Genomic DNA, 21,506 nt, shown 5'->3' with positions numbered 1-21,506 from the left:
AAGACATGTACGGATATGGTTTTTATTATGACAGAACATATATACTTCTGATAATAGGAATGCTTCTTTCTGTGGCAGCCTCTGCAAAGCTGAAAAGTACTTTTGCAAAGTACAGAGGTGTCAGAAGCGCTTCCGGGCTTACCGGAGAGCAGGCTGCAAGAAGAATCCTTCAGGCGGCAGGCATTACAGACGTACAGGTGCGCGCTGTGTCGGGAAGTCTTACAGACCATTATGATCCCAGAACAAAAACAGTAAATCTTTCTCAGGATATCTTTGGCCAGTCCTCTCTGGCTGCAGTGGGAGTGGCGGCTCATGAGTGCGGACACGCTATTCAGCATGCCATTCATTATGCGCCTCTGGAGATCCGAAGCGCCATTGTTCCTCTTGCAAACTTTGGAAGTACATTGTCCTGGCCGCTGTTTTTCCTGGGGCTTATTATGAGTATCCGCCCTCTGATCACAGCGGGAATCATTCTGTTTTCTCTGGCAGTTCTGTTTCAGCTTGTGACTCTTCCGGTGGAGATCAATGCCTCTTCACGGGCTCTGCGTATGCTGGAAACTACGGGGATTCTGGGAAGAGAGGAAAATTCAGGAGCGAGAAAGGTTTTGACAGCAGCGGCTCTTACTTATGTAGCGGCGCTGGTATCATCAATTCTTCAGCTTTTGAGGCTGATTATTCTTGCAGGAGGACGTAGAAACGATGACTAACGGCATCAATACAAGAGAAATGATCCTGGAGATCCTTCTTCAGATCGACGAGGAGGGGGAACACAGCCATATTGCCATCCGTAATGCGTTGTCAAAATACCAGTTCCTTCCCAAGCAGGAGCGCGCCTTCGTAACAAGAGTGTGCGAGGGAACTCTGGAATACAGGATTTATATTGACTATATTATTAATTCTTTTTCAAAGATAACAGTAGATAAAATGAAACCGCCTATCCGAGAGATCCTGAGAAGCGCTGTATATCAGCTGAAATTTATGGACAGGGTGCCGGACAGCGCTGTGTGCAACGAGGCAGTAAAGCTTGCACAGAAAAAAGGCTTTTATAATCTGAAGCCTTTTGTAAACGGAGTTCTCCGTACCGTGGCAAGACAGATGGACGAGCTTGAGTATCCTTCCAGAGAAAAGAATCTGGTAAAGTATCTTTCTGTAAAATATTCCATGCCGGAGCCGCTGGTGCTCCGGTGGCTGAATGTGTATGGTGAGGAAACTACAGAAAAAATGCTGGCGGATTTTCTGGAAGAAAAATCACTGACTGTACGCTGCCGTACATATCTGAATTCTGTGGAGGAAACCTGTGAAAGCCTTCGGGCGCAGGGAGTGACTGTGGAGGATGCTCCGTATCTTCCCTATGCAAAAAAAATCTCGGATTTTAATCATATTCTTGCTCTGGATGCTTTTATCCAGGGAAAGATCATGGTTCAGGATGTAAGCTCCATGCTTGTTGCGGAAATTGCCAATCCTTCAAAGGGAGATTATGTGATCGACCTCTGTGCGGCACCGGGAGGAAAAAGTCTTCATATGGGTGATAAGATGGAAGGCTTTGGAACCGTGGATGCCCGGGATGTGAGCCAGTATAAGGTGGATCTCATCGAAGAAAACATACATCGCGCCGGAGCAATCAACGTTCAGGCAAAGGTAAAGGATGCGACTGTATTCGATGTGGATTCGGAATGTCAGGCAGATATTGTACTGGCAGATGTGCCGTGCTCCGGCTATGGAGTCATTGGCAAGAAGCCAGAGATCAAATATCGTTCTACTGCGCAGAAACAGGAAGAGCTGGTAATCCTCCAGCGGAATATCCTGGACAAAGCTGCTGAATATGTCAAGCCCAGAGGCGTGCTTATTTTCAGTACCTGTACCATTGCAAAAGAGGAAAATGAAGAAAATATGATGTGGTTCATGAACAATCATCCTTTTAAGCTGGAAAGCATTGACGAGTATATTCCAGACGAACTGAAATCTGAGACAACTGCTCTGGGATATCTGCAGCTGCTTCCGGGCGTTCATGGAACAGACGGATTTTTTATTGCAAGATTCAGAAGGAAATAGATCAATGACAGATATTAAATCAATGACACTGACAGAACTGAAGGAGCTGATGACAGAGCTGGGGGAAAAGCCTTTCCGGGCAAAACAGATTTACAGCTGGCTTCATGAGCATCTGGCAGCTTCCTGGGAAGAAATGACAAACCTTCCCAAAAGTCTGAAACAGAAACTGGAAGCTTATCCTATCACGGCTCTGGAAACAGTGGACGTACAGATTTCAGAAACTGACGGTACACGGAAGTATCTGTTCCGGCTCAGCGACGGAAATATGATCGAAAGTGTGCTTATGAAATATAAATATGGAAACTCTGTGTGCATTTCCTCACAGGCAGGCTGCAGAATGGGCTGCAGATTCTGCGCATCCACCATCGGAGGGCTTGCCAGAAATCTTCTGCCTTCTGAAATGCTGGATCAGATCTACCGGATACAGGCATCCATAGGGGAAAGAGTTTCCAATGTTGTAGTCATGGGATCCGGAGAACCTCTGGATAATTATGATAATCTTCTGAGATTTATCCATATTCTTACAGAGGAAGGCGGACTTCATCTCAGTCAGAGGAATCTGACTGTGTCCACCTGCGGACTTGTACCGAAAATGTATGAGCTGGCAGAGGAGAAGTTTCAGATGACTCTTGCGGTATCTCTCCATGCTCCAAATGATGAAAAGAGGCAGGAGCTGATGCCGATTGCCAAAAAATACAGTATGGATGAGCTTCTGGAGGCATGCAGGAATTATTTTGATAAAACAGGACGGAGAATTACATTTGAATACAGCCTGGTAGCAGGGGTAAACGACAGCGAGGAAAATGCTAGGGAGCTGGCAGGCCGTCTGAAGGGACTGAACTGCCATGTGAACCTGATTCCTGTGAATCCTGTCAGAGAGCGTTCTTTTGTACGTTCTACACGCCAGGCAGTGGAGAATTTCAAAATAAATCTTGAAAAATGTGGAATTAATGGTACTATTAGAAGGGAAATGGGCAGCGACATAGACGGTGCCTGTGGGCAACTAAGAAAAAGGTATATGGAAAAAACAGAAAGCGAGAAGTGACATGAGGGTATATTCAGCTACAGATGTGGGGCAGAAGCGGAAAATGAACCAGGATTATGTGTTCGTGTCCAAAGACCCGGTAGGGAATCTTCCCAATCTGTTTGTCGTTGCTGATGGAATGGGCGGTCATAACGCGGGAGATTTTGCATCTTCCCACGCAGTTCAGATATTAGTGGACGAGATTCGGAAAGACGCGGATTTTAACCCGGTCAAGGTGATCCGTCATGCCATTGAAACTGCCAACGCGGAAATTCTGACCCGCGCGCAGGAAGAGGAAGACCTCAGAGGAATGGGGACTACAATTGTGGTGGCAACAATTGTGGGACATTATGCATATGTGGCAAATGTGGGGGACAGCCGCCTGTATCTGATCCAGGGGCAGATTCACCAGGTTACCAAAGATCACTCTCTGGTGCAGGAAATGGTGAGAATGGGAGAGATCAAGCCGGAAGAGGCAAGAAATCACCCGGACAAAAATATCATTACAAGAGCGCTGGGAGCGGAAAGAACTGTTGATATTGATTTTTTTGATCTTCAGCTGGAGCCGGGAAGCACGATCCTGATGTGTTCCGACGGACTGAGCAACATGGTAGAGGACGCTAAGATTGAAGAAATCATACAGAATGGGACAGACCAGCTGCCGGAAAAAGGAGAAAAACTCTTAAGAGAAGCAAACCAGAACGGCGGTAAGGACAACATTGCAGTGGTTTTAGTAGAACCATTCACAAATGAGGTGGACAAATGTTAAAAGCAGGAATGATCATAGCGGAGCGTTATGAGGTTTTAGGGAAAATAGGCACAGGCGGCATGGCCGATGTGTATAAAGCAAAGGATCATAAGCTGAACCGTTTTGTTGCGGTTAAGGTGCTGAAGCCGGAGTTCCGGGAGGACAAAACCTTTATCCGGAAATTCAGAAGCGAGGCTCAGGCAGCAGCCGGACTGACACATCCGAATATTGTTAATGTATTTGACGTAGGCGATGATGAAGGCGTTTATTACATTGTCATGGAACTGATAGAGGGAATCACCCTGAAGGAATATATTGCAAAAAAAGGAAAGCTTTCTATTAAAGAGGCGACCAGTATTGCAATCCAGGTTTCCATGGGACTGGAGGCAGCCCACAATCATGGAATTGTTCACCGTGATGTGAAGCCTCAGAATATTATCATTTCCACAGACGGAAAGGTGAAGGTAACAGATTTTGGCATTGCCAGAGCAGCTTCCTCCAATACGATCAGTTCCAATGTTATGGGATCTGTTCATTACAGTTCACCGGAGCAGGTGCGCGGCGGCTACAGTGATGAGAAATCTGATATCTATTCACTTGGCATCACTTTGTACGAGATGGTTACCGGACGCGTTCCCTTTGACGGAGATACTACAGTAGCCATTGCTATCAAGCATCTGCAGGAGGAAATGGTTCCTCCAAGCGTTTACACAGAAAATCTTCCTTACAGTCTGGAGCAGATTATTTTTAAATGCACACAGAAAAGCGTAGGACGTCGTTACGAAAAAATGGAGGATGTGATCGCAGATCTGAAGCATTCTCTCATCGATCCTCAGGGAAATTTTGTAAAGCTGAACGACGTAGTGGACACAGATGCCAAGACCGTTGTGATCTCAGACGAGGAGCTGGGCGAGATCAAACACACTCAGAAAAACAGAGCGGCTCAGAGAAAACCTGAAGTAGAGATGCTTGAGGAAGAAGAATACGAGACCGACTATGACGACGGTGATGATGACAGAGAGTATGAGCGCAGACGCGCTGCAGAAAGAAGAAAGAAGAAAAAGAAAAAACGCAGAACTACAAGCAGAGCAGTAACAATTGTCGCACTTCTTGCAGGAGCGGCGGTTCTTGCAGGCGGCGTATTTCTTATTGTGAAAAATACGGGCGTTTTTGACAAGACAGAAGAGCCGGGACAGGTGCAGCAGGCTGATAATAAAGATGAAGGCATGGTTGAGGTCCCGGATCTGGTAGGAAAGACCGAGGAAGAGGCAAAGGCTCTTGTGGAGGCTGTCAACCTTGGCAAGCAGATGGTTGGCGAGGAAGCGTCTGATCAGGAAAAAGGAAGAATCTCTTCCCAGGATATTCCGGCAGGAACAAAGGTTGAGGCATATACAACTCTGAAGTATTATATCAGTAAGGGGCAGGAAGAGCTGACTATTCCGGAGTATGATGAGACAGTAACTGCATATGCTTATCAGAAATCTCTGGAGGATATGGGACTTACGGTAAATGTTCAGAAAGAATACAGTGCGGATACAGATGATACAGATGGAATGGAATGGCCGGATGTGGAACCAGGATATGTGATCGCAGTTTCTCCGGAAGCAGGTTCTGTTGCAAAATCAGGAGATACCGTAACTCTTACTGTCAGCAGAGGACTTGACTGGGGAGAGGGCGCTCTGGTTCCCAGTGTTGTAGGAAAGACAGAGGAAGAGGCCGTAACAGAGTTTGGTAAGTGGCTGGAGATCAATATCACGAAGCAGCAGAGTGCGGATGTACCGGCAGGTCAGGTTATTTCTCAGTCACCGGAAGCAGAAGAAACTGCGGATCCGGATGAGCCGGCCAGTCTTGTGGTAAGCTCCGGAGATCAGCCGCCTGAAGCAGAACCGGCGGCAGACAGTTCTGGAGCACAGACAAGCGCAGACACATCTGCTCAGCAGCAGGCAGCGGCAAACGGAGAAGTATGGAAATGTACACAGAGTCTGAATACGCCTCAGGACTACAAGGGAGGCGCGCTGCGTCTGGAGCTGATCCAGGAAGTAAACGGAGAATCTGAGGCAACTACAGTTGTAGACGGAGAGACTCTTACCTTCCCTTACAAACTGGATATTACAGGAAGCCCGGGGGTAAGCGAGGGAACTCTTTCTGTATCCGAAATGATCAATGGCGAATATCAGCAGCTTGGAACTTATCCTCTTACTTTTGAGAAAGCAGAGTAATGCATGGAAGGTAAGATCATAAAAGGAATTGCCGGTTTTTATTATGTACATGCGAAAGACGGCAATGTTTATGAATGCAGGGCAAGGGGGATTTTCCGCAAGGACAATCAGAAGCCTTTGGTAGGTGACAATGTGGAAATTACTGTGCTGGATCAGGAAAAAGCAGAGGGGAATCTGGTAAAGATCCTCCCCCGCAAAAATTCTCTGATCCGTCCCGCAGTGGCAAATGTGGATCAGGCATTTGTGATTTTTGCCATGGATGATCCAAAACCGAATTTTATGCTTCTTGACAGATTCCTGATTATGATGGAGCAGGCCGGTGTTCCGGCAGTGATCTGCTTCAATAAAAAAGACCTGGCAGAGGAAACAGAGATCCGAAAGCTTTATGATACCTATACCGGCTGCGGATATCAGGTTCTTTTATCCAGTGCTCTTAAGGAAGAAGGGCTTGAGGAAATATATAAAATCCTGAAAGGAAAGACCACAGTTGTGGCAGGCCCCTCGGGAGTAGGAAAATCTTCTCTGACAAATCTTCTTCAGAAGGAAGTTCAGATGGAGACAGGAGAAATCAGCAGGAAGCTGAAGAGGGGCAAACATACTACCCGTCATTCCCAGGTGATTCCTGCAGGAGAAAACACCTATCTTATGGATACGCCGGGATTCTCGTCCCTGTATCTTACAGATATGGAAGAACAGGAACTGAAGGATTATTTTCCTGAGTTCCGAAAATACGATGATCAGTGTCGCTTTCTGGGATGCAGACATATCCATGAGCCGGGCTGCCGTGTAAAGGAAGCCCTTGAGGCAGGAGAGATCAGCCGTCTCAGATATGAGGACTATTTAGGATTATATGAAGAATTAAAAGAGAAAAGGAGATATTGATTACATGGACTATCATTTGTGTCCCTCAATTTTATCAGCAGATTTTAACCGTCTGGGTCAGCAGATACAGACTCTGGAAGAGGAAGGCGTAAAATGGCTTCACATTGATGTTATGGATGGAGATTTTGTTCCAAGTATCTCTTTTGGAATGCCGGTGATCCGTTCTATCCGAAAAGAGTCAAAGATGTTTTTTGACGTACATCTGATGGTATCTGCTCCGGAACGTTACATTCAGGACTTTGTAGACTGTGGAGCAGATTCTATTACTGTACATGCCGAGGCATGTGAAGATCTGGAACGTGCCATTGAGCTGATCCGTGATGCAGGAGTAAAGGTTGGCGTTTCCATCAAGCCGGCAACTCCGGTAAATGATATCAGCCATCTGCTTGATGATGTGGATATGGTTCTTGTCATGACAGTACAGCCGGGCTTTGGCGGACAGAAATATCTGAACGAGTGCACAGAAAAGATTGAAGAGCTTCGTGAACTGATTGACAGAGAGCATGCGGATGTTGATATTCAGGTTGACGGCGGAATCAATGATGAAACAATGGAAACAGTTATGAAGGCCGGTGCCAATCTCCTTGTGGCAGGTTCCTATGTATTTAATGGGGATCTTGCTTCCAATGTAAAACATATTACAAAAAGAATGCAGCATATTAAAGAAGAGATTGAATGAGACATATCATGAAAAACGCAGTCATTGTAAGCGGGGGCAATATCAATACAGATTTTGCCCTCGATTTTTTGAAAAAAAATACAGATGAAAATACTTTCCTGATCGCAGCAGACAGAGGATTGGAATTCTTTGAAAAAACAGGGCTTGTTCCGCATATTGCAGTAGGAGATTTTGACAGCCTTTCGGAAAGCGGAAGAAAATTTCTGGAAACACTTAGCAATACGGAGATCATCAGGCTTCGCCCGGAAAAGGATGATTCGGATACTCAGTCGGCAGCCTGCCTGGCTATGGACAGAGGCGTGAAGCAAATGATCATCCTGGCCGCCACAGGAAACAGAGTGGATCATCTTCTTGCAAATTTCGGGCTTCTTGTTCTGGGAAGGGAGAGGGGCTGTGAGATCATCCTTGCGGATCCCTGGAATTATATGAAACTTATTGAAAGCGGAACTGTGCTGAAACGGTCGGAACAGTTTGGAAAATATGTGTCCTTTTTTTCCATTGGAGGAGACGTACCCGGACTTACTCTTAAAGGCTTTAAATATCCTCTGAACCGTCATTATCTGACAGCATCTGACAGCGGCCTTACGGTCAGCAATGAGATTGCCGAAGAGGAGGCTGTGGTCGAATTTGAAGAAGGAACCCTTCTTATGCTGATGACAGGGGATTGAATGTAACAATATAAAATTTTAAAAGTTTATAAAAAAGTAGTGTTTCTGACAAACTCTTGATATACTATAATTAAGTATAGGTGGAAGGAGGAGGTATTATGCCAACAGTAAATGCGAATGTACAGCCGGCGATCATTAGCTGGGCACTTAGTCAAACTAGCGAAGAAAAGTTGGGTACAAAGCTTATGGAAAATATCAAGCAATGGCTTGATGGCACAAAACGTCCGACTTTTAATCAGATAGAAGATTTCAGTAAAAAATCTCACATTCCGCTAGGATATTTCTTTTTGCAGACACCGCCAGTTGAACAGATTAGTTTATTAGAATATAGAACGCTTGATAGTATAGAACTAACAAATCCAAGTCGGAATTTAATTGACACTATTCGTGAGATGGAAGCAGTTCAGGAATGGATGATTGATTATCGAAAAGAATGGAATTATGATGTAATTAATGTTGTTGGAAGCTTAAAAGATTTCACAGACATAAAGATAATCGCAGATACAATTCGTAACGATTTAGGACTTACTGTTGAATGGTATGGGACATGTGCTGATTCTTCTGAAGCATTCAATAAGGTAAGAAAGCTTTTGGAAGATTGTGGAATTGTTGTGATGATGAATGGTATTGTTGGTAAAAATACCCATCGAGTATTAGATGTAAATGAATTTAGAGCGTTTGCAATGGTAAATGAATGGGCACCGTTGATTTTTATAAATGGTGCAGATTCTGCAGGTGGAAAATTATTTTCCTTGTTTCATGAGACGGTACATCTTTGGATTGGAGAAAACGATTTATATAATGACAGAAGATATTCTATAAATGAAACAAAGCCGATTGAGTTTATTTGCAATGCGGTAGCGGGAGAGTTAATGGTACCGGAAAATGTGTTTCTTCAAAAATGGAATAGTAATACAAATGACGATATACATGAAAGGATTAAGGTACTTGCCAGAATGTTCCGTTGTAGTGGCAGTGTCATTGCTCGTAGAGCTTTAGATAATAAGACGATTGATAAGAGCGTATATGATCGGGTGATAGCAGATGCTATTGAAGCGTACATTCAAGCAAAAAAAGAGGGAAGTTCTGGTGGTGATTATTACAGAGTTGCTCGTAGCAAATTAGATAGTGTTTTTGTACGTGCATTATGTGAAAGTGTAAATAGTGGTAGAACTTCTTTTACGGAAGCTTACCGATTAACGAATACTACTAGCAAAACATTTTCTGAAGTTGCAAGTGGACTTGGATGTGTTTTATGGTAAATTCATCAGAAAAATTTTTGATTGATGCAAATACATTGATGACAGCGTCAAGGTTCTTTTATGCTTATGATTTGATTCCTTCATTTTGGGGAATTTTTGAAGAAAAGATAAAAGCAGGTAATATAGTTCTGCTTGATATGGTAAAAGCTGAAATTGATAAGGGGCAGGATGAGTTAAAACAGTGGGTATCTGAAAGAAAACATGAATTTCAGGTTTGTAATCATGTTGATTCAGAAATAATCCCTAAATATGCAGAAGTAATTCAATATATTCAAGAATGTGGTTTTTACAATGAAAAGGGTTTGAATGATTGGGCTAGAAATGAGGTTGCCGATCCATGGTTGATTGCAGCAGCTGCTGCGAAAGGATATAAATTGATTACCTTTGAACAGTCCGCAGGACCATTAAATGTTAAGAATAAATGTGGACGTGTGAAGATACCGGATGTTGCGAAACACTTTAATGTAGAAGTGCATACTTTATATCATATGATGCGCCAACTCAAGATGAAAATTTAATAAAAAGTGAATTGCACCCAGGTAGTTGAAAATTGCTGCTTGGGTGTATTTTGATATAACCAAATATAAGAGAGATAAGAAATGTGGCGGAATTTTAAACTGAATATTCACAAAGATATTATGGTATGGTAAAATATAAGGCAATGTATTAAGGCTTCCTGAAAAGAAAGCGGTTATTATGCTGAAAAACAGTCAAAAGATTTGTAGGAGGAAATATAAAACATGAAGCTTGGAATCGTCGGCCTTCCTAACGTAGGCAAAAGTACACTTTTTAATTCTTTAACAAAAGCAGGAGCGGAGTCAGCCAACTATCCCTTCTGCACCATTGATCCCAATGTAGGCGTGGTTACAGTTCCGGATGAGAGACTGAAGCTTCTGGGAGATTTTTACCATTCCAAAAAAGTAACCCCGGCAGTGATCGAATTTGTGGATATTGCAGGACTTGTAAAAGGAGCGTCCAAGGGCGAGGGTCTGGGAAATCAGTTTCTGGCAAACATCCGTGAAGTAGACGCTATTGTCCATGTGGTGCGCTGTTTTGAGGATCCGAATGTGATCCATGTAGATGGAAGTATTGATCCGATCCGTGATATTGAGACTATTAATCTGGAGCTTGTATTCTCTGACCTTGAAATTCTGGAAAGAAGAATCGCAAAGGTTACAAAAACAGCTAGAATGGATAAGGAAGCAGCCAAAGAGCTTGACTTTCTTCAGAAAATAAAGGCTCATCTGGAAGACGGAAAACTGGCAATCACTATGGAACTGGAAACAGAAGATGAGGAAGCCTGGATGGGAACTTATAATCTTCTGACCTGGAAGCCGGTGATCTATGCGGCAAATGTGGCTGAGGACGAGCTGGCAGACGACGGAGCGTCCAATCCTCATGTAAAGGCAGTGAAGGATTATGCGGTTCAGCAGAACAGTGAAGTTTTTGTGATCTGTGCAGGAATTGAGGAAGAAATTTCCGAGCTGGATGATGATGAGAGAAAAATGTTCCTGGAGGATCTCGGGCTGACAGAGTCCGGTCTTGAAAAGCTGGTTCGCGCAAGCTATCGCCTTCTGGGTCTGATGAGCTTCCTGACCTCAGGAGAGGATGAAACAAGAGCATGGACCATTAAGATCGGAACAAAAGCGCCTCAGGCAGCAGGAAAGATCCACACAGATTTTGAGCGTGGATTTATCAAGGCAGAGGTTGTAAATTATCAGGATCTTCTGGACTGCGGCTCTTATGCAGGAGCCAGAGAAAAAGGCCTGGTTCGTATGGAAGGAAAGGAATATGTGGTTCAGGACGGAGATGTGATCCTGTTCCGTTTCAATGTATAAGCAGGTGCGTGTATGAATACATCAGTACGATTCCCAAATCTGGATATTGATTTTAGCTTTGTGGGAAGATCGGTTTCTGTTTTCGGATTTGAGCTTACTTTTTTCGGGCTTCTGACAGCAGCAGGCATGCTTCTTGGACTTGCCGTAATGATTTTTGTGGCAAAAAAACAAAAAGAGGATCCAAACCTTAGCCTGGAAGCAATGATTCCGGCTTTTGCAGGCGGTGTGTTGGGGGCGCGGCTAATGTACGTGGCTCTGAACCGGGAGATGTTTGCGGGAAAATCAATAATAGAGATTGCGGATATCAGGAATGGCGGAATGTCTATATACGGCGGTGTTTTAGGCGGAATCCTGATTGGAGCAATTTACTGTAAAATCCGGAAAATCTCCTTTGCACAGGTGGCAGATACTGCCAGTATGGGATTTCTGACAGCGCAGATAATAGCAGTGTGGGGAAACTTTTTTAACCGGGAAGGCTTCGGAGAATATACGGACAGCCTTCTGGCTATGCAGATTCCTGCAGATGCAGTAAATAAGGCTCAGATTTCCCGGCTGATGGCCGGTCATCTGACAGAAGCAGACGGTATTTCCTGGATACAGGTACATCCTCTGTTTCTGTACGAGAGTATCTGGTGCCTGGCGCTTTTTCTGATCCTTCTGCTGTACACAAAACACAGAAAATATCCGGGAGAGATTTTTTTAAGATATCTGGCAGGATACAGTCTTGGACGGGCAGGGATAGAATTTCTTCTGCCGGAGCCCGTGACTGTTCCGGGAACAGAGATTCCGGTGTTCTCGTGTGTTCTGCTTGTTCTGGCTGTTATGTTTGGAATTATGGCTTCTGTTCGCAGAAGTCTGACAAAAAAACGGGGAAGGCACAGAGCCCGCAGGAGAGAGGAAAAAAGAGCTGTTCTGAATTATGATGATATTCAGACTTACGAGGACGTATCTCATGAATTTATGGGAACAGATATCACAGACGAAATTAAAGAGACTGAAGAAAAAGAGGTTCCTGAAGATGCAGAAGTGGAGGAAAAAACGGATCAGAGAGTCTCTGCCGGATCAGGCAGCAGAACTGAAGAAGTTGAATCAGAAAAAACTGAAACGGAAGATACAGAACTGCCGCAGAAAGCTGAACGGGATGATCCAGAACAGGGAAGACCTTCCAAAATGTCTGAGGGAAAGCCGGAAGCTTGACAGGCTGATTGAGAAATTTCAAAGCATATAACAACGAAAAAGGATTCTGTGGCAGGTTTGCCGGAGAATCCTTTTTATGATGGAAAAAGCCGGAAAAGACCGGATTTTTTTAAAGGGAAAAAATAAAAAACCTGATATTCCCACTTGTAATTTCAAAGTAAATGGGGTAGAATGGGTTCATAAGTGGTAGAAAGTGGTGAATAGTGGTAGTGAATGGAGGGAATATGGCAGACCCATCCGTTTCTGCTGGAAAGTACGAAGGGGAGAATCGTACTTTGCGAGAGTAGGTGAGTTACATGTTCATGGGAGAATACAACCATACAATAGACGCGAAGGGGCGTCTGATCATCCCGGCGAAGTTCAGAGAGCTTTTGGGAGAAGAGTTCGTTCTGACCAAGGGACTGGATGGTTGTCTTTCAATTTATCCTATGGATGAATGGAAAGCCTTTGAAGAAAAACTCAGAGCCTTACCACTTACAAATAAGAATGCAAGAACCTTCTCACGATTCTTTGTTGCAGGAGCCACAATGTGTGAGCTGGACAAGCAGGGGAGAATTCTCGTGCCTCAGACGCTTCGGGAGTTTGCTGGTCTGGAAAAGGACGTGGTTTTAACGGGAAATCTGAACAGGATTGAAGTCTGGAGCAGAGAAAAGTGGAGCGAGAACTGTAATTATGATGATATGGACAGTATTGCAGAGGGTATGCAGGACATGGGTATCATCATTTAAGTATTACGCCGGAAGTAAATCCAACACAGGAGACGTATATGGAATTCAGACACAAATCTGTATTACTGGAAGAAACCATTGAAGGTTTGAATGTAAAGCCTGACGGAATCTACGTGGATGGAACTCTGGGAGGTGCAGGGCATGCCGTAGAGGTGTGCAGCAGACTTTCTGCCAAGGGGAGATTTATTGGAATAGATCAGGACCAGGATGCAATAATTGCTGCGAGTGAAAGGCTGGCTGCCTATGAAGACAGAGTGACGATCATTCGCAGCAATTATTGTTACATGGTAAACGAGCTTAGAAACCTTGGTATTCATCAGGTAGACGGAATATTGCTGGATCTGGGAGTATCTTCCTACCAGCTTGACAATGAGGAGCGCGGATTCACTTACAGGGTAGACGCGCCTCTTGACATGCGTATGGATCAGAGACAGACCCGTACAGCAGCTGATATTATCAATGGTTACGAAGAAAAAGAGTTGTACCGGATCATTCGTGATTACGGTGAAGATAAATTTGCGAAGAATATTGCAAAACATATTGTGGCTGCCAGACAGGAAAAGCCAATACAGACTACGGGAGAACTGACGGAAATTATCCGCCGTGCGATTCCCATGAAGATTCAGGCAGCGGGAGGACATCCTGCAAAGAGAACCTTTCAGGCTGTCCGTATCGAGCTGAACAGAGAACTGGATGTACTCAGGGAGTCTTTGGACGGAATGATCGGGATGCTGGGAGATGGAGGAAGGATCTGTATTATTACATTCCATTCTCTTGAAGACAGGATCGTCAAGACTATTTTCCGCAAAAATGAAAATCCCTGTACCTGCCCTCCGGATTTTCCGGTATGTGTGTGCGGCAGGAAGTCCATGGGAAAAGTGATCACCAGGAAACCGATCTTGCCCGGAGCAGCGGAACTGGAGGATAATTCCCGGTCAAAGAGCGCCAAGCTGCGTATATTTGAACGCAGAGTGGAGCAGCAGGAAGATTTAGTGAATGTTAAGGAAAGTTAGTGATAGAAAATGGACAGGACAAACAGAGCGGTGACAGCCAGAAGAAGCAGAGAAAATGTCAGAAACGCCCGGGGAATGTATGTGGATGGAAATACAGTAAGACGTCTGCAGGAAGTACCTGAAAGAAACATACCGGCTGTACGGGGAACACAGGACAGACGGCAGAGGAAGACTACAAAAGCTTCTTCGGCAAAAACGGCGCGCCGTGCACATGCAGTCAGCAGAGAAACAATGAGAAACCGTCAGAAAGCCATGAGCATGGGGCGGGGATTTGTTTTTTTTCTGGTAGTGATCTCTGTGGCAGTTCTGTTCTGCTGTGTGAATTATCTGCAGCTCAGAGCGGATATTACAGGCCGTATCAAAAATGTGGCAGTGCTGGAATCGGAACTCAGTGAACTGAGGGAAGAAAACAATGCCTATGAAAGTCAGGTGAATTCCAGCGTGGATCTGAACAGGATCAAAAAAATAGCCATTGGACGGCTGGGAATGAACTATCCCGGAGAGGAACAGAAAAAGACATACAGCATGTCAAATAACAGTTATGTGAGACAGTATCAGGATGTACCTGACAAATAAGAGGTGAGAATTTGGGAAACGACAGGAGGACCAGAAGAAGGAAACCCCGGAAAAAAATAAATCATCAGATGAAAGGAAAGCTGGCAGGACTGTTTGGAGCAGTGCTGCTGGCTTTAGTTTGTTTGTTGGGAAGAATTACCTATATTAATGCAACCAGCGGAGACAAATACAAAAAACAGGTTCTGACCCAGGCGCAGCAGAAGTTTGAGAATGATGTGCTTCCTGCAAAAAGGGGAAATATCTATGACAGAAATGGAAATATTCTGGCTACCAGCAACAAGGTTTACAATGTAATCCTTGACTGTAAGACGGTAAATTCAGATCCAGATTATGTGGAGCCTACTATTCGCGCTCTGAAGGAAATACTGGGAATTGACGAAGAAAAAGTCCGTTCTCTTCTTTCAGACAGCCGTACAAGTCAAAGCCAGTATCAGATTCTTCTGAAACAGCTTTCCATGGATAAGAAAAAGGAATTTGAAGCATATACCACTGTGGAGGAGGACAGCCCTCTGTCTGATACAGAAAAAAAAGAGCGCGGAAACGTCAAAGGTGTATGGTTTGAGGAGGATTATCTGAGAAGTTATCCATTTAAGAGTCTGGCCTGTGATACCATTGGCTTTACTCTTGCCAGGGATGTGGCGGATGTGGGAATTGAGAGCTACTACAACAGTACCCTGATGGGCGCTGACGGCAGACAGTACGGATATTTTAACAGTCAGTCCGATGTGGAGCAGACGATCATTGAGCCTGTGGACGGAAAAAATATTGTTACCACTCTGGATGTAGGCATACAGCAGATTGTAGAAAAATATGTAAACGGCTTTAAGAAAAAAATGGGAGCCAAGAACATAGGCGTTGTAGTCCAGGATCCCAATACAGGAGAAATTCTTGCCATGGATGCCGGGGACCGCTATGATCTCAATGATCCCAGAGATCTTTCCAGCCTTTATTCTGAGGAAGAGATCAAGGCCATGAATGATGAGGAAACCGTAACTGCACTGAATGCCATGTGGAATAATTTCTGTGTGACAGATGCCTTTGAGCCCGGATCTGTTGTAAAGCCTATTGTTATGGCAGGCGCTCTGGAAAAAGGCAGCATAGCAGAGGGAGATAATTTTGTCTGTGACGGCGGACAGGCGTTTGGATCCAATAATAATACATTTATCAAATGTGCGGTTTATCCGGATGCTCATGGAACAGAGGATCTGATGCATGTGATCGCCAATTCCTGCAATGACGGAATGATGCAGATTGCGGAAAAAATGGGAGCAGAACAGTTTATTAAAGCGCAGAGTCTTTTTAATTTCGGAAGCAGAACCGGAATCGATCTTCCGAATGAGGGATCGGGAATTATCCATACCATGGATACCATGGGAGAGACAGAGCTTGCCTGCTCTGCTTTTGGACAGGGATATACCTGTACCATGCTCCAGGAGATCAATGCCATGAGTTCTGTTATTAACGGAGGCTACTATTATCAGCCTCATCTTGTAAAAGAAATACAGGACAGCAATGGAAGCACTGTAAAAACAGTGGAACCTGTTCTTTTGAAACAGACTATTTCCTCTGAAATTTCCGCAGCTATCCGTTCTTATATGGAAGACAGTGTCATTGAGGGAACCAGCCGCCATTCCAAGGTACAGGGATATAGTTCAGGCGGTAAGACCGGTACAGCGGAAAAATTCCCCCGTGGAAACAAAAAGTATCTGGTTTCCTTTATTACCTTTGCCCCGGTAGAAGAACCGCAGGTGATCGTATATGTGGTTGTTGACGAGCCAAACGCAGAGGAGCAGGCTGACAGTAAATATCCCCAGTACATTGCCCAGGGAATTCTTTCTGAGCTTCTTCCGTATCTGAATGTTGAGCCGGATGAGGCGGAGGAAGGCGTAGTTCCTGAAACAGAGCTCTGGGAAGGCTTTGACGGTGTGCTGGAAGATGTTTCCGGCAGCGATGTGGATGAAGAAGGAAATATGGTAGATGCAGAGGGAAATCTGATTGATATGGAAGGAAACCGGGTAGACGAGCAGGGCTATCTTCTTAATGAAAACGGAGAGAGAAAGCTGAACGAAAACGGAGAGTATATCAAATCAGAAAACCTGGAAAGCTTTTCCGGAGAAACGCTTCCGGCTTCAGAAAGCGGAGAAGCAGTGGGAGATGCAGTTTCCAACCCGGCAGCGCCGGCGCCGCCGGAAAATCAGGAAGATCCCATTGTGGGAAATGATATGGAAAGTGACGGTCTGACAAACGAAGAAGCCGGACTGGATTAAAAGAAAGATAAAAACATACCCCGCAGAGAGAAATCATATATTTTTGTGATGATCTCTGTGGGGCATTTTTATGAAAAAAAACAGAACCTTTCATAAGAAAAAGGTATGGGTTGTTTTTTTGTGCTGCGGAGCAATGATGCTGGGGCTTCTGGGAAGGCTTGTGTGGCTGATGGGCTTCCGGTCTGATTATTATTATGAAAAGGCGGAAGAGCTTCATGAAAGGGAAAGGGATATCAAAGCAGCCAGGGGCGAAATACTGGATGCAAAAGGAAAGGTTCTTGCAGCAAATAAAACCGTGTGCACGGTTTCTGTGATTCACAGCCAGATCAAAGACCCGGAAAAGGTGATTCGTCTTCTGGTGTCGGAGCTTGGTCTGTCAGAAGAAACAGTGAGAAAAAAGGTGGAAAAAAATTCATCCATAGAACGGATCCGCACCAATGTGGAAAAAGAAACAGGAGATGCCATTCGAAAGGCAGGACTGGACGGGGTAAAGGTGGATGAGGATTATAAAAGATACTATCCCTATGACTCTCTGGCATCCAAAGTCCTTGGCTTTACAGGGGGAGATAATCAGGGGATCATTGGACTGGAAGTAGAATACGAAGAGGTTCTGAAAGGGATTCAGGGAAAGATCCTGACCACTACAGATGCCAGAGGTGTGGAGATCGACGGTCTTGGAGAACGGAGAGCAGAGCCTGTTAAGGGAAATACGCTGAGACTGAGTCTTGATATCAGTATCCAGGAGTTCGTGCAGCAGGCTGCTCTGAAGGTTATGGAAGAGAAGCAGGCCGAAAGGGTGTCCATTCTTCTGATGAATCCCCAAAACGGAGAAATTTATGCCTGTGTCAATGTTCCGGAATTTAATCTGAATGAACCCTTTGTTCTGAATATCGGACAGGATACAGCATCCATGGATCAGAAGAAGATTCAGGATCTTCTGAATCAGATGTGGAGGAATCCCTGTTTGAATGATACCTATGAACCGGGCTCTACCTTTAAGATCATTACCATGGCGGCGGGGCTTCAGGAAGGGGTGGTGTCATTAAATGACAGATTCTACTGCCCGGGATATAAGCTGGTGGACGACAGAAGGATCCACTGTGCAAACAGAAGAGGACACGGATCTCAGAATTTTGTGGAGGGAGCCCAGAATTCCTGCAACCCTGTATTTATTGAAGTGGGGCTGCGCCTTGGCGTGGAAAATTATTATAAATATTTCAGGCGGTTTGGGCTTATGAAACAGACCGGGATCGATCTTCCGGGAGAGGCAGGAACCATTATGCACAAAATGGAAAACATGGGAAATGTAGAACTGGCTACAGTTTCCTTTGGACAGTCTTTCCAGATCACGCCGGTACAGCTTGCCACTACTGTAAGCTCACTTATCAATGGCGGAAACAGGATCACTCCCCATTTCGGAGTGGCGGTTCAGAGCGCAGACGGAACTCAGGTAAAAGAACTGGAATACCCGGTGGAAACCGGGATCGTTTCTTCTGAGACTTCAGAAACAGTGAGAAAAATCCTGGAAACGGTAGTGTCTGAAGGCTCCGGAAAGAATGCCGCCATTGAAGGCTATTCCATTGGTGGAAAAACAGCCACCTCCCAGACTCTTCCCAGAAGTGCAAACCGTTATATTTCTTCTTTTCTGGGATTTGCTCCGGCAGAGGAACCGAAGGTACTGGCTCTTTGTATTATCCATGATCCTCAGGGGATTTATTACGGAGGAACCATTGCGGCTCCTGTAGTGCGCAGCATTTTTGACAATGTGCTTCCGTATCTGGGAATTGAAAAAACAAAGTCAGAAAAATCAGAGGAGGATGAGCGGAGCCTGTCCGGACAAGAGGAGCAGTAAAAAAACGCGTCATTATTAACTGACAGTAACAGTGCCATTACTGAGGGTTGATAATTTCCCGGAAAAGCCTTATACTGATTATGATATAAAAACAAAAGAATGATAAGAGGTGTGAGGATGAATTATCAAGTTGTAATACCGGTTCTGGTTTCTTTTGCAATCAGCCTGATTCTGGGACCTGTGATTATCCCGTTTCTCAGAAAACTGAAAATGGGCCAGACAGAACGGGTGGAGGGCGTGCAGTCCCATCTGAAAAAAGCAGGAACTCCTACCATGGGAGGCATTATATTTCTGATTGCGGCAGTTGTAACGTCTCTGTTTTATGTAAAGGATTATCCGGCTATCATTCCGATCCTGTTTCTGACACTGGGATTTGGAATCATCGGATTTCTTGACGACTACCTGAAGGTTGTGCTGAAGCGTTCCGACGGTCTTCTTGCATGGCAGAAATTTCTGCTTCAGGTGGTAGTTACTGGTATTTTTGCCTTTTATATCCTTAACTATACAGATATTTCTCTGACCATGAAAATTCCGTTCTGGCCGGAACACTATCTGAATCTTGGTGTGCTGGCAGTTCCTCTTCTGTTTATCGCTGTGATCGGTACGGTAAACGGCGTCAACTTTACAGACGGTCTTGACGGTCTTGCATCCAGCGTGACGCTGATCGTTGCAGTTTTCTTTACTGTGATGTCCATCGGAACAAAAAGCGGGATTGAGCCTGTTACCTGCGCAGTTGTAGGCGGCCTCATGGGCTTCCTTCTTTTTAATGTATACCCTGCCAGAATTTTTATGGGAGATACAGGATCTCTGGCTCTGGGCGGCTTTGTGGCCGGAACAGCCTATGTGCTTCAGATGCCTTTGTTCCTTCTCCTGGTGGGACTGATCTATTTTGTTGAGGTTCTTTCTGTTATGATCCAGGTAACATACTTTAAAGCTACTCACGGAAAACGAATCTTCAAAATGGCCCCTATCCATCATCATTTTGAGCTTTGCGGCTGGTCAGAGACAAGGATCGTGGCAGTGTTCTCAGTGGTAACTGCTGTGATGTGCCTGATCGCATTTCTGGCGCTTTAATTGAAGGAGGAAAACAGTGATGGACTTAAAAGGAAAACGGGTTCTGGTATTTGGTTCCGGAAAAAGCGGAATCGGAGCAGCAGAGCTTCTGGGACAGGTTGGAGCCTGCCCGGTTCTGTATGACGGAAACCCGGATCTGGACAAAGAAGCAGTATTACATAAGACTGCCAGCATAAAAGAAACGGATATCTACGCAGGCGGGCTTCCGGAAGAGGTGCAGAAAAGCCTTGATCTGGCAGTGTTAAGCCCCGGGGTACCGACGGACCTTCCTCTGGTAAAAAGCTTTTATGAGCAGGGCCTTCCGGTATGGGGAGAGGTTGAACTTGCTTTCCGTACAGGGAAAGGGCGAGTTCTTGCAATTACCGGAACAAACGGAAAAACAACAACAACAGCCCTTCTTGGAAAGATCATGGAGGATGCCGAGGATTCTGTATTTGTAGTTGGAAATATCGGAACTCCTTATACTTCCAAAGCTCTGGAAATGACCGAGGATTCTGTGACAGTGGCTGAGATCTCCAGCTTTCAGCTTGAAACCATTGAAAAGTTCGCTCCTTGTGTCAGCGCGATTCTGAATATAACAGAGGATCATCTGAACCGTCATCATACTATGGAAGAATATATCCGTGTGAAGGAACTGATCGTAAAGAATCAGAAGCCGGAGGATGTGTGTGTTCTGAACTATGAGGATCCGGTTCTCAGAGAATTCGGAAAAAATATTGTGCCGCAGACCGTATATTTTTCCAGTGAAAGAAGACTGGAAAAAGGAATTTTCCTGGAGGACGGACAGATCATTCTGAAAACAGAGGATCAGGAGATTTCTCTTGTAAAAACAGACGATCTGAAGCTGCTGGGCAAACATAACTTTGAAAATGTAATGGCTGCAGCGGCTATGGCTTATTATGCAGGCGTATCTGTTGAAAGTATCCGAAAAAGTATCTGTGAATTTACAGCAGTAGAGCACAGGATCGAGTATGTGACTGAAAAGAACGGAGTTGTCTATTACAATGATTCCAAAGGAACTAATCCGGATGCGGCAATCAAGGGAATCCAGGCAATGAACCGTCCTACCTGGCTGATCGGAGGCGGTTACGACAAAGGCTCCAGCTATGATGAATGGCTGAACAGCTTTGACGGCAAGGTAAGAAGTCTGGTTCTCATCGGACAGACAAAAGAAAAAATCAGAGAGGCTGCAGAGCGGCTGGGTGTTTGTTCCTGCATTCTCTGTGAAGATCTTCAGGAAGCAGTAAAGATCTGCGCAGAAAAGGCTCAGCCGGGTGAGGCGGTTCTTCTTTCTCCTGCCTGCGCAAGCTGGGGACAGTTTGACAATTATGAGCAGCGCGGAGACTGTTTTAAGGAATATGTAAAAAATCTCTGATGGATATGAGGGTAAAAACGACCGGAAGTACGCAAATGTACGAACCGGTCAT

Annotated in this window: 19 protein-coding genes and 1 pseudogene; all 20 read left to right on the top strand. The window is 44.9% G+C overall.

Features of this window, described 5'->3' with window-relative positions; all coding sequences use genetic code 11:
- Positions 1 to 5: 5 nt before the first annotated feature.
- The 20 genes and pseudogenes from NSA57_RS06330 to murD all read left to right on the top strand — a co-directional run bounded on the left by NSA57_RS06330 (position 6) and on the right by murD (position 21,454).
- Positions 6 to 707 (top strand): zinc metallopeptidase, encoded by a 702-nt coding sequence (locus tag NSA57_RS06330; protein WP_147598730.1) that lies wholly within the window; start codon positions 6 to 8, stop codon positions 705 to 707.
- Positions 700 to 2,052 carry a 16S rRNA (cytosine(967)-C(5))-methyltransferase RsmB gene (gene rsmB / locus NSA57_RS06325; protein ID WP_147598729.1) on the top strand — a complete coding sequence of 451 codons (1,353 nt, stop codon included), beginning with the start codon at positions 700 to 702 and terminating at the stop codon, positions 2,050 to 2,052. Before NSA57_RS06330 ends, rsmB begins: the two co-directional genes overlap by 8 nt.
- A gap of 4 nt (positions 2,053 to 2,056) precedes the next feature.
- Positions 2,057 to 3,097, top strand: a complete 1,041-nt coding sequence (gene rlmN, locus NSA57_RS06320) for a dual-specificity RNA methyltransferase RlmN (protein ID WP_257464344.1) — start codon at positions 2,057 to 2,059, stop codon at positions 3,095 to 3,097.
- Between the two features lies 1 nt (position 3,098).
- A complete protein-coding gene (locus tag NSA57_RS06315; protein WP_257464343.1) occupies positions 3,099 to 3,845 on the top strand; it encodes a Stp1/IreP family PP2C-type Ser/Thr phosphatase in 747 nt (248 codons plus the stop codon).
- Positions 3,839 to 6,043 carry a Stk1 family PASTA domain-containing Ser/Thr kinase gene (gene pknB, locus NSA57_RS06310; RefSeq protein ID WP_257464342.1) on the top strand — a complete coding sequence of 735 codons (2,205 nt, stop codon included), beginning with the start codon at positions 3,839 to 3,841 and terminating at the stop codon, positions 6,041 to 6,043. The genes NSA57_RS06315 and pknB overlap by 7 nt, the downstream gene beginning before the upstream one ends.
- A 3-nt stretch (positions 6,044 to 6,046) precedes the next feature.
- Positions 6,047 to 6,925 (top strand): ribosome small subunit-dependent GTPase A, encoded by an 879-nt coding sequence (gene rsgA, locus NSA57_RS06305; protein WP_257464341.1) that lies wholly within the window; start codon positions 6,047 to 6,049, stop codon positions 6,923 to 6,925.
- Positions 6,926 to 6,929: 4 nt separating this feature from the next.
- Positions 6,930 to 7,604 carry a ribulose-phosphate 3-epimerase gene (gene rpe / locus NSA57_RS06300; protein WP_257464340.1) on the top strand — a complete coding sequence of 225 codons (675 nt, stop codon included), beginning with the start codon at positions 6,930 to 6,932 and terminating at the stop codon, positions 7,602 to 7,604.
- Positions 7,601 to 8,272: a thiamine diphosphokinase gene (locus NSA57_RS06295; RefSeq protein WP_257464339.1), complete on the top strand. Its 672-nt coding sequence runs from the start codon at positions 7,601 to 7,603 to the stop codon at positions 8,270 to 8,272. The genes rpe and NSA57_RS06295 overlap by 4 nt, the downstream gene beginning before the upstream one ends.
- A gap of 98 nt (positions 8,273 to 8,370) precedes the next feature.
- Positions 8,371 to 9,534 (top strand): ImmA/IrrE family metallo-endopeptidase, encoded by a 1,164-nt coding sequence (locus NSA57_RS06290; protein WP_257464338.1) that lies wholly within the window; start codon positions 8,371 to 8,373, stop codon positions 9,532 to 9,534.
- The gene (locus NSA57_RS06285; protein ID WP_257464337.1) at positions 9,528 to 10,052 is read left to right on the top strand and encodes a DUF4411 family protein; all 525 of its coding nucleotides are present in this window, start codon (positions 9,528 to 9,530) and stop codon (positions 10,050 to 10,052) included. The genes NSA57_RS06290 and NSA57_RS06285 overlap by 7 nt, the downstream gene beginning before the upstream one ends.
- Positions 10,053 to 10,274: 222 nt before the next feature.
- A complete protein-coding gene (gene ychF / locus NSA57_RS06280) occupies positions 10,275 to 11,372 on the top strand; it encodes a redox-regulated ATPase YchF (protein ID WP_022068428.1) in 1,098 nt (365 codons plus the stop codon).
- 12 nt (positions 11,373 to 11,384) lie between these two features.
- A pseudogene (gene lgt, locus NSA57_RS06275) lies at positions 11,385 to 12,206 on the top strand (prolipoprotein diacylglyceryl transferase); the annotation flags it as partial.
- Between the two features lie 85 nt (positions 12,207 to 12,291).
- Positions 12,292 to 12,600 carry a Spo0E family sporulation regulatory protein-aspartic acid phosphatase gene (locus NSA57_RS19935; RefSeq protein WP_390573369.1) on the top strand — a complete coding sequence of 103 codons (309 nt, stop codon included), beginning with the start codon at positions 12,292 to 12,294 and terminating at the stop codon, positions 12,598 to 12,600.
- 265 nt (positions 12,601 to 12,865) lie between these two features.
- Complete coding sequence (gene mraZ / locus NSA57_RS06270; protein ID WP_147598721.1) at positions 12,866 to 13,297, top strand: division/cell wall cluster transcriptional repressor MraZ; 432 nt, start codon at positions 12,866 to 12,868, stop codon at positions 13,295 to 13,297.
- A 38-nt stretch (positions 13,298 to 13,335) separates the two neighbouring features.
- Complete coding sequence (rsmH, locus tag NSA57_RS06265) at positions 13,336 to 14,310, top strand: 16S rRNA (cytosine(1402)-N(4))-methyltransferase RsmH (protein WP_147598720.1); 975 nt, start codon at positions 13,336 to 13,338, stop codon at positions 14,308 to 14,310.
- 9 nt (positions 14,311 to 14,319) lie between these two features.
- Positions 14,320 to 14,886: a hypothetical protein gene (locus NSA57_RS06260; protein ID WP_257464335.1), complete on the top strand. Its 567-nt coding sequence runs from the start codon at positions 14,320 to 14,322 to the stop codon at positions 14,884 to 14,886.
- Positions 14,887 to 14,897: 11 nt separating this feature from the next.
- Positions 14,898 to 17,153 carry a penicillin-binding transpeptidase domain-containing protein gene (locus NSA57_RS06255; protein ID WP_306814056.1) on the top strand — a complete coding sequence of 752 codons (2,256 nt, stop codon included), beginning with the start codon at positions 14,898 to 14,900 and terminating at the stop codon, positions 17,151 to 17,153.
- 70 nt (positions 17,154 to 17,223) lie between these two features.
- On the top strand, positions 17,224 to 19,005 hold the full coding sequence (locus NSA57_RS06250; protein WP_257464334.1) for a peptidoglycan D,D-transpeptidase FtsI family protein: 1,782 nt from the start codon (positions 17,224 to 17,226) through the stop codon (positions 19,003 to 19,005).
- 117 nt (positions 19,006 to 19,122) lie between these two features.
- Positions 19,123 to 20,079 (top strand): phospho-N-acetylmuramoyl-pentapeptide-transferase, encoded by a 957-nt coding sequence (gene mraY, locus NSA57_RS06245; RefSeq protein WP_022068208.1) that lies wholly within the window; start codon positions 19,123 to 19,125, stop codon positions 20,077 to 20,079.
- A 19-nt stretch (positions 20,080 to 20,098) separates the two neighbouring features.
- The gene (gene murD / locus NSA57_RS06240; protein WP_138270392.1) at positions 20,099 to 21,454 is read left to right on the top strand and encodes a UDP-N-acetylmuramoyl-L-alanine--D-glutamate ligase; all 1,356 of its coding nucleotides are present in this window, start codon (positions 20,099 to 20,101) and stop codon (positions 21,452 to 21,454) included.
- The last annotated feature ends 52 nt before the right edge of the window (positions 21,455 to 21,506 follow it).

The sequence above is a fragment of the Blautia caecimuris genome, assembly GCF_024622975.1.
Classification (GTDB): Bacteria; Bacillota; Clostridia; order Lachnospirales; family Lachnospiraceae; genus Blautia_A; species Blautia_A caecimuris.
This window is presented reverse-complemented; position numbering and strand designations above follow the sequence as displayed.

Excerpts from the sequence above, each read along its gene's own strand:
- NSA57_RS06330 (WP_147598730.1), top strand. The coding sequence starts at position 6 with ATGTACGGATATGGTTTTTATTATGACAGAACATATATACTTCTGATA.
- rsmB (WP_147598729.1), top strand. The coding sequence starts at position 700 with ATGACTAACGGCATCAATACAAGAGAAATGATCCTGGAGATCCTTCTT.
- rlmN (WP_257464344.1), top strand. The coding sequence starts at position 2,057 with ATGACAGATATTAAATCAATGACACTGACAGAACTGAAGGAGCTGATG.
- NSA57_RS06315 (WP_257464343.1), top strand. The coding sequence starts at position 3,099 with ATGAGGGTATATTCAGCTACAGATGTGGGGCAGAAGCGGAAAATGAAC.
- pknB (WP_257464342.1), top strand. The coding sequence starts at position 3,839 with ATGTTAAAAGCAGGAATGATCATAGCGGAGCGTTATGAGGTTTTAGGG.
- rsgA (WP_257464341.1), top strand. The coding sequence starts at position 6,047 with ATGGAAGGTAAGATCATAAAAGGAATTGCCGGTTTTTATTATGTACAT.
- rpe (WP_257464340.1), top strand. The coding sequence starts at position 6,930 with ATGGACTATCATTTGTGTCCCTCAATTTTATCAGCAGATTTTAACCGT.
- NSA57_RS06295 (WP_257464339.1), top strand. The coding sequence starts at position 7,601 with ATGAGACATATCATGAAAAACGCAGTCATTGTAAGCGGGGGCAATATC.
- NSA57_RS06290 (WP_257464338.1), top strand. The coding sequence starts at position 8,371 with ATGCCAACAGTAAATGCGAATGTACAGCCGGCGATCATTAGCTGGGCA.
- NSA57_RS06285 (WP_257464337.1), top strand. The coding sequence starts at position 9,528 with ATGGTAAATTCATCAGAAAAATTTTTGATTGATGCAAATACATTGATG.
- ychF (WP_022068428.1), top strand. The coding sequence starts at position 10,275 with ATGAAGCTTGGAATCGTCGGCCTTCCTAACGTAGGCAAAAGTACACTT.
- NSA57_RS19935 (WP_390573369.1), top strand. The coding sequence starts at position 12,292 with ATGATGATATTCAGACTTACGAGGACGTATCTCATGAATTTATGGGAA.
- mraZ (WP_147598721.1), top strand. The coding sequence starts at position 12,866 with ATGTTCATGGGAGAATACAACCATACAATAGACGCGAAGGGGCGTCTG.
- rsmH (WP_147598720.1), top strand. The coding sequence starts at position 13,336 with ATGGAATTCAGACACAAATCTGTATTACTGGAAGAAACCATTGAAGGT.
- NSA57_RS06260 (WP_257464335.1), top strand. The coding sequence starts at position 14,320 with ATGGACAGGACAAACAGAGCGGTGACAGCCAGAAGAAGCAGAGAAAAT.
- NSA57_RS06250 (WP_257464334.1), top strand. The coding sequence starts at position 17,224 with ATGAAAAAAAACAGAACCTTTCATAAGAAAAAGGTATGGGTTGTTTTT.
- mraY (WP_022068208.1), top strand. The coding sequence starts at position 19,123 with ATGAATTATCAAGTTGTAATACCGGTTCTGGTTTCTTTTGCAATCAGC.
- murD (WP_138270392.1), top strand. The coding sequence starts at position 20,099 with ATGGACTTAAAAGGAAAACGGGTTCTGGTATTTGGTTCCGGAAAAAGC.